This window comes from Polynucleobacter sp. MG-6-Vaara-E2 (genome assembly GCF_018687695.1).
In the GTDB taxonomy this organism is placed as follows: Bacteria; Pseudomonadota; Gammaproteobacteria; order Burkholderiales; family Burkholderiaceae; genus Polynucleobacter.
This window is the reverse complement of the sequence record NZ_CP061303.1, coordinates 532,078-544,031: the sequence shown is the minus strand read 5'-3', so window position 1 is coordinate 544,031 and position 11,954 is coordinate 532,078. Positions and strand designations below refer to the sequence as shown.

Annotated in this window: 11 protein-coding genes; 5 read left to right on the top strand and 6 right to left on the bottom strand. The window is 45.9% G+C overall.

Translation table 11 applies throughout. The features are described from left to right. Positions 1-12 precede the first annotated feature (12 nt). From ICV38_RS02850 to ICV38_RS02830, 5 genes are read right to left on the bottom strand one after another with little or no spacing between them, the layout of a single operon-like run. Entirely contained in the window at positions 13-810 is a 798-nt protein-coding gene (locus ICV38_RS02850) for a ferritin-like domain-containing protein (RefSeq protein WP_215382247.1), read from the bottom strand. 17 nt (positions 811-827) lie between these two features. Continuing rightward, entirely contained in the window at positions 828-2,435 is a 1,608-nt protein-coding gene (gene guaA, locus ICV38_RS02845) for a glutamine-hydrolyzing GMP synthase (RefSeq protein ID WP_215382246.1), read from the bottom strand. A 37-nt stretch (positions 2,436-2,472) separates the two neighbouring features. Next, complete coding sequence (guaB, locus tag ICV38_RS02840) at positions 2,473-3,936, bottom strand: IMP dehydrogenase (protein WP_215382244.1); 1,464 nt, start codon at positions 3,934-3,936, stop codon at positions 2,473-2,475. 26 nt (positions 3,937-3,962) lie between these two features. Then, on the bottom strand, positions 3,963-4,313 hold the full coding sequence (locus ICV38_RS02835; RefSeq protein WP_215382243.1) for an RnfH family protein: 351 nt from the start codon (positions 4,311-4,313) through the stop codon (positions 3,963-3,965). Beyond that, entirely contained in the window at positions 4,306-4,737 is a 432-nt protein-coding gene (locus tag ICV38_RS02830) for a type II toxin-antitoxin system RatA family toxin (RefSeq protein WP_215382242.1), read from the bottom strand. Before ICV38_RS02830 ends, ICV38_RS02835 begins: the two co-directional genes overlap by 8 nt. 25 nt (positions 4,738-4,762) lie before the next feature. On the opposite strand from ICV38_RS02830, the gene smpB reads away from it, so the two are divergent. The 5 genes from smpB to ICV38_RS02805 all read left to right on the top strand — a co-directional run bounded on the left by smpB (position 4,763) and on the right by ICV38_RS02805 (position 9,497). Next, positions 4,763-5,215, top strand: a complete 453-nt coding sequence (gene smpB / locus ICV38_RS02825) for an SsrA-binding protein SmpB (RefSeq protein WP_114638281.1) — start codon at positions 4,763-4,765, stop codon at positions 5,213-5,215. Between the two features lie 132 nt (positions 5,216-5,347). After that, positions 5,348-6,760 carry a circularly permuted type 2 ATP-grasp protein gene (locus tag ICV38_RS02820; protein ID WP_215382241.1) on the top strand — a complete coding sequence of 471 codons (1,413 nt, stop codon included), beginning with the start codon at positions 5,348-5,350 and terminating at the stop codon, positions 6,758-6,760. A 15-nt stretch (positions 6,761-6,775) separates the two neighbouring features. Continuing rightward, positions 6,776-7,753 carry an alpha-E domain-containing protein gene (locus tag ICV38_RS02815; RefSeq protein WP_215382239.1) on the top strand — a complete coding sequence of 326 codons (978 nt, stop codon included), beginning with the start codon at positions 6,776-6,778 and terminating at the stop codon, positions 7,751-7,753. Between the two features lie 17 nt (positions 7,754-7,770). Next, on the top strand, positions 7,771-8,568 hold the full coding sequence (locus ICV38_RS02810; protein ID WP_215382238.1) for a transglutaminase family protein: 798 nt from the start codon (positions 7,771-7,773) through the stop codon (positions 8,566-8,568). A 56-nt stretch (positions 8,569-8,624) separates the two neighbouring features. Further along, positions 8,625-9,497, top strand: a complete 873-nt coding sequence (locus tag ICV38_RS02805; protein WP_215382236.1) for a proteasome-type protease — start codon at positions 8,625-8,627, stop codon at positions 9,495-9,497. A 44-nt stretch (positions 9,498-9,541) separates the two neighbouring features. On the opposite strand, the gene ppsA is transcribed toward ICV38_RS02805, so the two are convergent. Beyond that, entirely contained in the window at positions 9,542-11,947 is a 2,406-nt protein-coding gene (gene ppsA / locus ICV38_RS02800) for a phosphoenolpyruvate synthase (RefSeq protein WP_215382235.1), read from the bottom strand. Positions 11,948-11,954: the final 7 nt, after the last annotated feature.

Below are 11,954 nucleotides of genomic sequence, written 5' to 3'. Positions count from 1 at the left end.
GTTTTTTATTCACTATACCCCAAGCAAGCTGAGCTCCTCTTCGCTAAATCCAGCCTGTCTGCGAGCCTCTAAATTGAATGGGCCTCTTAATTTTGGCGCACAGTATTTCCTTGCTAAATCTTTATACGCTGAGATTGGTGACAAACCCTCTTTTGCACACAAGAAATTAAACCAATGGTTGCCAATCGCTACATGCCCCACTTCATCTCGGAGGATGATTTCTAGAATCTCTACTGCGGTCAATTCTTTAATCTGTTTAAAGCGATCTCGAATCATTGGCACTGCATCGAGACCTCTAGCCTCCATCGTCCTGGGAACTAAGGCCATTCTGGCAATGACGGCATCTTTAGTTCGCTCAACCATCTCCCACAAACTATTGTGCGCTGGAAAATCGCCGTAAGTAAACCCAAAGGACCGAATGTGTTCATTCACTATAGTGAAGTGGTAAGACTCTTCTTTGGCAACCTTAAGCCAATCTTCATAGTATTGATCAGGCATATTTGGAAAACGCCAAATAGCATCTAAAGCTAGGTTGATGGCATTAAATTCAATATGCGCAAGAGAGTGCAATAGCGAAGCTCTACCCTCTACAGTATCCATTCTTCTTTTGGGAACTTGCAATGGTGGAATTAACTCTGGCTTACTGGGTCGGCCAGGAAGATCCAGCCCTCCCTGGTTTAATACCTCAGAAGAATTTAGAGTAATGCGCCGCTCTTGATAATCTTCGAATAACTGAGAGACCAGACCTACCTTAGTTTGGGCATCTGTCATTGCCAGAATTTCAAGGGCAGCTTGGCGTAACTCAGTCATTTACAGCGGTAGGAGCTTTATTCCCACTCTATCGTTGCCGGCGGTTTGCCGCTGATATCGTATACCACCCGGTTAATCCCGCGCACTTCATTGATGATGCGGTTGGAAACTTTACCCAACAACTCATGTGGCAAGTGTGCCCAGTGTGCCGTCATGAAGTCTTGTGTCTGTACTGCTCTCAGTGCAACGACATACTCATAGGTTCTACCGTCACCCATCACGCCAACAGATTTAACTGGCAAGAAGACAGCAAATGCCTGACTTGTTAGGTCATACCAAGACTTTTGACTCGCTTGATCAATCGTATTGCGCAGTTCTTCAATAAAAATGGCATCAGCACGTTGCAATAAACTGGCAAATTCTGCTTTGACTTCGCCCAAGATGCGAACGCCCAAACCTGGTCCTGGGAATGGGTGGCGGTACACCATCTCGCGCGGCAGACCTAATGCAACTCCAAGTTCACGCACTTCATCCTTAAATAATTCACGCAAGGGCTCAAGTAATTTGAGGTGCATATCCTCAGGAAGACCGCCAACATTGTGGTGGCTCTTAATCGTGTGCGCACCTTTTTTGCCTTTGCCGGCAGATTCAATAACATCCGGATAAATGGTGCCTTGTGCTAACCACTTAGCATTCTTGATCTTGCCAGATTCTGTCTGGAAAATTTCTACAAATTCTTTGCCAATGATCTTCCGCTTTGCTTCCGGATCAGACACGCCAGCCAATTCGCCCATGAAAGTATCTTTTGCATCGACGCGAATCACTTTGACGCCAAGATTTCTGGCAAACATCTCCATCACCATGTCGCCTTCATTGAGGCGAAGTAAACCATGATCAACAAACACGCAAGTCAATTGATCGCCAATTGCACGATGAATCAACGCAGCAGCTACGCTAGAGTCCACACCGCCAGATAAACCCAGAATGACTTCTTCATCACCAACTTGTTTGCGAATATTTTCAACCGCCTCGGCAATGTAGTCGCCCATTACCCAATCAGGCTTGCACCTGCAAATCTCATGCACAAAACGCTCAAGAATAGCTTCTCCTTGAATGGTATGAGTGACTTCCGGATGAAATTGGAATGCATAAAAGCGACGCTCTTCATCGGCCATGCCCGCAATTGGGCAAGACTCAGTTGAAGCCATCAATTTAAATGATGGTGGCATGCTAGTCACCGAATCCCCGTGACTCATCCACACCTTCAAAATTCCATGACCTTCAGAGGTAGAGAAGTCTTGGATACCTTTTAGTAAATCAGTGTGTCCGTGAGCACGCACTTCAGAGTAGCCAAACTCACGTGCTTTACCCAATGACTCAGCAGATGCAACTGCGCCGCCCAATTGGGTTGCCATAGTTTGCATGCCATAACAAATACCGAGGACAGGTACACCCAATTCAAAAACGATTTGTGGAGCACGAGGACTACCATCCTCTGTTACTGAGCTAGGACCCCCAGAGAGAATGATTCCCTTGCCATCCTGCTCTTGAATAAATTTGCGAATGAATTCTGGATCGCAATCATAGGGATGAATCTCTGAATACACTTGCGCATCACGCACACGTCTAGCAATTAATTGAGTTACTTGTGAACCAAAGTCGAGAATCAGTATTTTGTCGTGCACGAAAAGAACAGCCTTAATTTCAGCTTTTATTTAGTTGTTAATCAATGTGGTAATTCGGCGCTTCCTTAGTGATCTTCACATCATGAACATGTGACTCGCGCACACCTGCTGATGTAATTTCCACAAAATTGGCTTTTTCATGAAGTTCGGCAATAGTCTTGCAGCCGAGATAACCCATAGAGGAACGAATGCCACCTGTGAGTTGATGCAGGATTGCAAGAACGCTGCCCTTATATGGGACTTGTCCTTCAATACCCTCTGGCACAAGCTTCTCAGCATTAGCAACGATGTCGCTCTGGAAGTAACGATCGGCAGAACCATCAGCCATCGCGCCCAAAGAGCCCATACCGCGATAACTCTTATATGAACGACCTTGATACAAGAACACTTCGCCCGGAGCCTCTTCTGTGCCAGCGAACATGCCGCCCATCATCACAGAGCTGGCACCAGCAGCTAATGCTTTAGCAACGTCACCGGAATAACGCACACCGCCGTCGGCAATTAACGGAATGCCCGTGCCTTTTAAAGCAGTAGCAACATTCACGATCGCAGTAATTTGCGGAACGCCAACACCAGCAACAATACGAGTAGTGCAAATAGAGCCTGGACCAATACCAACCTTCACGCCATCAGCACCATGATCAGCCAATGCTTTAGCAGCATCACCAGTAGCGATATTGCCGCCAATCACTTGGACCTGTGGATAATTTTTCTTGACCCATTTGACGCGATCTAATACGCCTTGGCTGTGTCCATGAGCAGTGTCAACCACAATCACGTCAACACCAGCACGCACCAGTAACTCAATACGCTCATCGTTATCTGGTCCAACGCCAACTGCTGCGCCAACACGTAGCTTACCTTCGCTATCCTTACAAGCATTTGGATGCTCAGTAGCTTTCAAAATATCTTTGACGGTAATCAAGCCACGTAATTCAAATTTATCATTCACAACCAGAACGCGTTCAAGACGATGTTGACTCATCAAACGCTTTGCTTCATCCAAGGTGCAGCCCTCTTTTACCGTCACCAAACGTTCACGCGGCGTCATCTTTGTTTTAACGGGCGCATCTAAATCTTCCTCGAAACGTAAATCGCGGTTTGTGATGATGCCAACCACTTCTTTACCAACGAGAACTGGAAATCCTGAGAAACCATGTTCGCGAGAAAGTTGAATGACTTGGCGCAAGGTAAAGTCAGGACCAATCGTAATTGGATCGCGCAGAACACCAGATTCATAACGCTTAACCTTAGCAACTTCACGAGCTTGCTCTGCAGGCTTTAGATTTTTATGAACAATGCCTATGCCGCCCTCACTAGCCATGGCAATTGCCAATCGACCTTCGGTGACAGTATCCATCGCTGCGGACACCAAGGGTGTATTAAGTGAAATATCTCGAGTTAATTTACTTGCCAAGCTGGCATCTCGAGGGAGTACCGATGAATAGGCCGGTACGAGGAGCACATCGTCAAAAGTGAGTGCTTTTTGAATGAGTCGCATGCAAAACCCCTAGTCGCAAAAACAGATTATAGCCTCCTAGCCTTCCTTTTGGCTGCGGCAGCCTGGAATTTGGCGTCCTGATTTTGATTGGCCTTCTTGCGCCTTACCGCCTTGGGGTCAATCAATAAAGGGGAATAGAGCTCTAATCGATCTCCAGAGTAAATTGGGCTATCCCAATCCTTGCGCTTGCCAAAAACCCCAAAACAACCTTTCCTGGATAAGGCAGGATCCTCCTTGCTACTTGCTAAGCCTGCTTTTAGTAGGGCTAATCCGACCGTCGGCATCTCATCAGCTGAGATGGTGAGCTCAAAGGGATTGAGAGTGGGATTGCCCTGCCTCGCATCACAAATCCAGATATCAATCGTGCGACTAGCCATAGAGCTCTTCCGCACGTTTCACAAAGCAATCAACGAATGTGCCCGCAATGTGTCCAAAAACAGGACCAATGATCTTATCGAGAATCACACTCTTAAATTCCCAATGCAGCTTGAATTCCACTTTGCAAGCATCTTCACGCAGAGGAATGAAATTCCACTGGCCAGAAAAGTGCTTGAAGGGCCCATCCACAAAAACCATATCAATCGTTTCGGGGCGATGATTCACATTACGAGTATGAAAGAACTGATTGATGCCCTTAAAGCTAATGTTGATCTTGGCATCCAAAACAATCTCGCTCTGCTCAAAGATCTCCACTCCGCCGCACCAAGGCAAAAACTCGGGATAACTCGCTACATCGGTTACCAGGCCGTACATTCGGTCGGCTGATTGGCCAATTAAAACGGTCTTGTAGACGTCTGCCATAATCGATCTTGGAAGCTAAATAAATATGAGTATCGTCGATAACAAAAAAGCCTTCTTTGATTATTTTATCGAGGAGCGCTTTGAGGCAGGGCTAGTGCTAGAAGGCTGGGAAGTGAAGGCTATCCGCGCCGGTCGCGTGCACATCAAGGAAGCGTATGTTGTCATTCGCAAGGCGGAGCTTTTCCTGATTGGCTGCCACATCACACCCTTGCTTTCAGCCTCGACCCATATCGTCCCAGACAGCACCCGCACCAGAAAACTTCTTCTGAATGCTATTGAGATTCGCAAATTGATTGGCAAGGTTGAACAAAAAGGCTATACCCTAGTACCGCTCAATCTTCATTTCTCCAAAGGCAACGTCAAGTGTGAAATCGGCCTAGCTAGAGGTAAAAAACAGCACGACAAACGCGCAGCGACCAAAGAACGCGAGTGGGAAGTTCAAAAAGGTCGAATCGCTAGAGGTGATTTAAACGCTTAAAACCTCAAAACTGGTTTAGACTGGCCTCAAGGCTAATATCAGAGCAATTATGCACCTGTATGGTGCAATACAGCACCAAGCTGCTTCAAACGCCCTTAATCGATTCCCCTCAAAGGCTTTAGTTTTATATTTATGAAATTGCCTTTTGACGAAATGCTCGACGCTGCTGGCAAAGCGCGTCCCCACTACCAAATTTTTCACAACTGGTTAAAGCAGCAGAGCGACACCCTCATGGGTCTCAAACGCGCTGAAGCAGACCTGATCTTTCGACGAGTAGGCATTACGTTCGCCGTCTATGGGGATGACCTTGGGTCTGAGCGAACTATCCCCTTCGACCAAGTGCCGCGTATTTTTACTGCTAAAGAATGGGGGCAACTTGAAGCAGGTTTGCGTCAACGGGTAAAAGCGCTCAACCGCTTTATCTACGATGTATATCACGATGAAGAAATTATCAAGGCAGGCATTGTTCCAGCCGAACAAATCTATAACAATGCGCAATACCGCCCAGAGATGCGGAATGTTAGCGTGCCACGTGACATCTATGCACAAATCGCTGGTATTGATATTGTGCGCGCAGGTGAGGGTGAGTTCTACGTTCTAGAGGACAACCTACGAGTGCCTTCTGGTGTGTCTTACATGGTGGAAGACCGCAAGATGATGATGCGCCTCTTCCCAGATCTCTTTCAAAAATACCGTATCGCTCCAGTTGAGCACTATCCAGACCTTTTGCTGGAGTGCCTGAAATCAGTCAAGCCTGATGACGTTAAAAAACCCAATGTGGTTGTGCTCACGCCTGGTATGTATAACTCTGCATATTTTGAACATAGCTACCTTGCCCAGCAAATGGGTGTTGAGTTAGTTGAAGGTAAAGATTTATTTGTGAAGAATGAACAAGTCTTTATGCGCACCACTCAAGGTCCCGAACGTGTTGATGTGATCTATCGCCGCGTGGATGATGACTTCTTAGATCCACTGGCATTCCGCTCTGACTCAACCTTAGGAGTGGCAGGCCTATTATCAGCGCATCGCGCCGGTAATGTGACCTTGGCAAACGCTATTGGCACCGGTATTGCAGACGACAAATCAATTTACCCTTACGTGCCGGAGATGATTGAGTTTTATCTTGGCGAAAAACCAATTTTGAATAACGTACCTACCTTCCAATGTCGTAAGCCAGATGATTTGGCATACACATTGGCTAATTTAGAAAAATTAGTAGTGAAGTTGACTCATGGTGCTGGCGGTTACGGCATGTTAGTTGGACCAGCTTCAACTAAAGCAGAGATTGAAGAATTTAGAGCGCATTTGATTGCCAATCCCGACAAATACATTGCACAGCCTACTTTGGCGCTCTCGACCTGCCCAACCTTTGTTGAGTCAGGCGTGGCTCCAAGACATATTGATCTACGACCTTTCGTTCTCTCTGGAAAAACCATCAAGATGGTTCCAGGCGGCCTAACCAGAGTTGCCCTCAAAGAAGGCTCTTTAGTGGTGAACTCCTCTCAAGGTGGCGGTACTAAAGACACCTGGGTCTTAGAAGATTAAGAGGGATAAATAAACATGTTAAGCCGCACTGCTGATTGTCTATATTGGATGGCTCGCTACACAGAGCGTGCAGAAAATACTGCCCGCATGTTGGACGTCAACCATCAAACCTCTCTGCTACCACAGCCTACTGAGTTTTTAGAACAAAGTTGGAAAAAGTTACTCACCATCTCAAAATTAGAGGAAGCTTTCTTAAGCAAATATGATTTTGTGAATCGTGAGAATGTTTTAGATTTCATGATCTATGAAACCAGCAATCCCTCTAGTATTGTTTCTTGCCTATATGCTGCTCGTGAAAATGCCCGCGTGATTCGGGGCAAGATTACCTCTGAAGTTTGGGAAACCCAAAATACTACCTGGCTGGAATTACAACGCATCCCAGAAGCTAGGCATCAAGCAGATCCTAGTAGACTATTGGAATGGGTTAAGCATCGTTGCCATCTCTTTAGGGGGGTAATGCATGGAACCATGCTGAAGAACGAGGCCTTCTACTTCATTAATGTGGGAACGCTACTAGAGCGCGCCGATAATACTGCCCGTATTTTAGAAACGAAGTATGAAGATCAGGCAACACTCAAAGTATTAAGCCCTAGCAAAACTGCTGAAGATGGCACCGATGGCGAGTTCTTTGATTTCTATCACTGGGCTGCACTATTGCGATCCGTTTCGGCTTTTGAGATCTACCGTCAAATTTACTCTGATCAAGTAACACCTAAACAGGTCGCCCAACTCTTGATCTTTAATAAACAGATGCCTCGTTCACTAGTCTGCTGCGTGAATGAACTCATTCCATTGATATCTGAAGTCAAGAATCAACAGTCTAAAGAAATCGAGCGCTTGCTCGGTAAGCTCAAGGCAAGTTTGGATTACTCTGACATTGACGAGGTTTTTGAACAAGGGCTAGAAGAGTTTATGGAAGCCTTCCTAGAACGCATTAATCATATTGCAGATGAGTTCAGTAACGCCTACCTCATTCCGTTAGCAGTTGCCTAAGATCCAACAAAGAATATATGCATCTAAAAATTCGCCACCGTACTGAGTATCGCTATGAAACCCCAGTGCGCTACTCTATCCAAGAATTACGCTTGACACCGCCAAACGTTGCTGGTCAACAAGTAGATAAGTGGAGGGTAAGCACGCCCATTAAGGCGTCTAACTCTATAGATACTTTTGGTAATGCTTGTAGCGTCTTTGTCCAAGAGAGCCCTTATACGTCGATGATGATTGAGGCAGAAGGTGAAGTACATACTCGAGATGCATTTGAGGTTCGCGATGAACTCAATGCAGTTTCGCCTTATTACCTGCTGCAGCAGACCAGTCTGACAGAGCCAACAGATGAAATGCTGGAGTATTTCTCATACAGTCTTCCCAAGAAAAATACTGTTGATCAAATTATCAAGCTCGCTGAAGCTGTTCAGGGTTTAATTGTGTATACCCCAGGGCAGACTAACTTTGCTACTACTGCTGCCCAATCCTTTGCTATGAAATCTGGTGTCTGCCAAGATCATTCCCATATTATGTTGAGTCTATGTCGCGCCTCCGGAATACCAGCGCGCTATGTGAGCGGCTATTTTTTCGCCGAAGAATCTCCTAATTTGGCTAGTCACGCTTGGATTGATTTCTGCAGCGATATTGAAAAAGGAATTTGGGTCAGCGTCGATATCACCCATGCCTGCTTGGTTGACTCGAGACATATTCGCTTAGCTATTGGTCGTGACTACTACTCTGCAGCACCGGTCAAAGGTGTTCGTACAGGTGGTGGGGGCGAGGAGCTCAGTGCCGCCATCTCTATTACTCAACTACCCTAAATCCTGAGAGTCATTTAAGAGATAATCTTAGCTAATTATTTAAGGGGAATGGGTATATGACGTATTGCGTTGGGCTTTGCCTGAAAGATGGTCTAGTATTTTTGTCGGATACCCGAACGAATGCCGGAGTAGATCAAATCGGCACTTTCAGAAAAATGACTCTGTTTCAAAAAGATAAGGATCGTTTTTTCACGCTCATGAGTGCTGGCAATCTTGCCATTACCCAAGCCGTCAAAGAAATTTTGTTGCAAGGCCAACTTCTGGATGGCAAAAATCTATGGAATGTTGAGAATGCACATGATGCAGCAGTAGTTGTAGGTAATGCCATTAAGCAAGTTTACGAACGAGATCATAAAGCCCTTGAAAAGGCTGGCATTGACTTCAACTGCAACCTGATTTTTGGTGGTCAGGTAAAAGGGGAAAGTCCGCGCCTCTTTAATATTTACTCTGCCGGTAACTTTATTGAAGCAACCCCAGAGACTTGCTATTTTCAAATAGGTGAATCTAAGTATGGCAAACCTATTCTGGATCGCGTGGTGAATTTTTCTACGCCACTAAACCTTGCCACGAAGTGCGCTCTCATCTCTATGGACTCCACACTCAACAGTAATATTTCTGTTGGCCTCCCGTTAGACCTATTGGTTTATGAGAAAAACTCCTTTAAGGCTAGCAAGCTAGTGACCCTAGATGAGTCCAATCCCTACTTCCAGATGATTCATCGTCTTTGGGGTGAAAAACTCAGAGCGGCCTTTAACTCAATTGCTGAACCAAGCTGGAGTGGTGCCAATAAATCAAGCTCAATATCAGAGCCAGCAAAAAAAATGGGGGCTGTTCCTATACATCGACAACCTGCTAGAAAGCCTTCTAGCAAAGTAGCTAAGCCCGTAACTCAAACTCGAAAAAAAGTTTCTGTTAAGAAAAAAGCCTAGATCAAATCTAGGCTTTTTTGCTGTACCTCTTAGGAGAATTTGGCTTAAGCCTTCAAACTCTTACCTAACATTTCCCAAGTTTCAACTACGCTATCTGGATTCAGAGAGATGGAAGTAATGCCCTTCTCTACTAACCAACGCGCGAAATCTGGATGATCTGAAGGCCCCTGGCCGCAAATACCGACATATTTATTTTGTTTGCGGCAGGCATCGATTGAGCGAGCAATCATGAACTCAACTGCCGGATCACGCTCGTCAAAGTCAATTGCTAATAATTCCATACCGGAATCACGATCTAATCCCAAGGTCAGTTGTGTCATATCGTTTGAGCCGATAGAGAAGCCATCAAAGTACTCAAGGAATTGATCCGCCAGAATGGCATTTGATGGAATTTCACACATCATAATCAAACGAAGGCCATTCACGCCACGCTTGAGACCAAACTTCTCCATCATCGCAATGACGCGTTGAGCTTGAGGAATAGTCCGCACAAACGGAACCATAATCTCTACGTTATCTAATCCCATATCCTCCCGAACACGCTTCATTGCAGAGCACTCTAAGGCAAAAGCTTCGCCAAACTCTTCAGAAACGTAACGGGATGCACCACGGAATCCTAACATTGGATTTTCTTCATCCGGCTCATAACGTGAACCGCCAATGAGCTTCTTGTATTCGTTTGATTTGAAGTCAGACAAACGCACAATGACTGGCTTTGGATAGAAAGCTGCAGCAATTGTTGCCACGCCTTCAACTAATTTATCTTCATAGAACTGACGTGGGCTGGCATATCCACGAGCAACACTTTCTACTGCGCGTTTAAGATCAGGATCAATATTTGGATACTCAAGAACAGCGCGTGGATGCACGCCGATATAGTTATTGATGATGAACTCGAGACGGGCTAAGCCGACACCCGCATTTGGAATTTGACAGAAATCAAATGCCAACTGAGGATTACCAATGTTCATGGTGATCTTCACTGGAATCTCAGGCAATACACCGCGAGAAACTTCAGTTACCTCTGTCTCGATCAAGCCATCATAGATATGACCTTCATCACCTTCTGCGCAAGAGACCGTCACCACCATACCATCCTGGAGTTGTTCAGTAGCATCACCGCAACCAACAACTGCAGGAACACCTAACTCACGAGCAATAATCGCCGCGTGACAAGTGCGACCACCACGATTAGTCACAATCGCTGAAGCACGCTTCATCACCGGCTCCCAGTTTGGATCAGTCATGTCTGCAACTAACACATCGCCTGGCTGAACACGGTCCATCTCGCTTGGATCACGAATGATGCGAACAGGGCCCGCACCAATCTTCTGACCAATGGCGCGACCTTTTGCCAAAACCTTTGAGCTTCCTTTGAGCTTGTAACGCATCTCAACTTGACCAGCAGCTTGACTCTTCACGGTCTCGGGGCGCGCTTGAAGAATATAGATGCGACCATCTTGACCGTCTTTACCCCACTCAATGTCCATTGGGCGGCCGTAGTGTTTCTCAATAATGACAGCGTACTTAGCTAACTCAGTGATATCAGCGTCTTCTAATGAGAAACGATTACGCTTCTCTGGAGTGACATCAACCGTTTGCACTTTCTCAGCAGAACCTTTAGGTGCAAATTGCATCTGAATTAATTTTGAACCAAGTGCACGACGAATGATCGCTTTTTTACCTTGAGCCAGCGTTGTCTTAAAGACATAAAACTCATCTGGGTTCACCGCGCCCTGCACAACAGTCTCACCTAAGCCGTAGCTTGAGGTGATGAATACAACATCCTCAAAACCAGACTCAGTATCCAAAGTAAACATCACGCCAGCAGCGCCGAGGTCAGAGCGCACCATACGCTGAATACCAGCAGATAAGGCTACTTCTGCGTGGGCAAAGCCCTTGTGTACCCGATAAGAGATTGCACGATCGTTATATAGGGAGGCAAATACTTCACGGATCTTCTTGAGAACATCTTCGATGCCTTCAACGTTCAAGAAAGTCTCTTGCTGACCAGCAAAAGAAGCATCTGGGAGGTCTTCTGCAGTAGCAGATGAACGCACAGCAAAGGATCCTTTGCCAGAATCATCCAAAGTTGCAAAAGCTTTACGAATCTCTTCTTCAAGCTTTGGCTGAAATGGGGCTGTTTCAATCCACTGACGAATCTCAGCACCAGCTTGGGCCAAGGCGCGGACATCATCAATGTTGAGACCTTCCAAACGCTTTTGAATACGCTCAGTCAGATTGTTATGCTTTAAGAAGTCACGAAATGCTAGTGCAGTTGTTGCAAAACCAGTTGGAACACGAACCCCAGTTGAGGCTAACTGAGAAATCATCTCACCTAAGGAAGCATTCTTACCGCCGACGGATTCCACATCTGTCATGCGAAGTTGCTCAAAAGGCAATACATAGGCATCTGCCACACTGCTATTTTGTTGCTGTTGGTTGGACATAAAATAC

Bases quoted from the DNA above. Each gene is read 5' to 3' on its own strand.
- ppsA (WP_215382235.1), bottom strand. From the start codon at position 11,947: ATGTCCAACCAACAGCAACAAAATAGCAGTGTGGCAGATGCCTATGTA.
- ICV38_RS02830 (WP_215382242.1), bottom strand. From the start codon at position 4,737: ATGGCAGACGTCTACAAGACCGTTTTAATTGGCCAATCAGCCGACCGA.
- ICV38_RS02850 (WP_215382247.1), bottom strand. From the start codon at position 810: ATGACTGAGTTACGCCAAGCTGCCCTTGAAATTCTGGCAATGACAGAT.
- ICV38_RS02805 (WP_215382236.1), top strand. From the start codon at position 8,625: ATGACGTATTGCGTTGGGCTTTGCCTGAAAGATGGTCTAGTATTTTTG.
- ICV38_RS02835 (WP_215382243.1), bottom strand. From the start codon at position 4,313: ATGGCTAGTCGCACGATTGATATCTGGATTTGTGATGCGAGGCAGGGC.
- ICV38_RS02815 (WP_215382239.1), top strand. From the start codon at position 6,776: ATGTTAAGCCGCACTGCTGATTGTCTATATTGGATGGCTCGCTACACA.
- ICV38_RS02810 (WP_215382238.1), top strand. From the start codon at position 7,771: ATGCATCTAAAAATTCGCCACCGTACTGAGTATCGCTATGAAACCCCA.
- guaB (WP_215382244.1), bottom strand. From the start codon at position 3,936: ATGCGACTCATTCAAAAAGCACTCACTTTTGACGATGTGCTCCTCGTA.
- smpB (WP_114638281.1), top strand. From the start codon at position 4,763: ATGAGTATCGTCGATAACAAAAAAGCCTTCTTTGATTATTTTATCGAG.
- ICV38_RS02820 (WP_215382241.1), top strand. From the start codon at position 5,348: ATGAAATTGCCTTTTGACGAAATGCTCGACGCTGCTGGCAAAGCGCGT.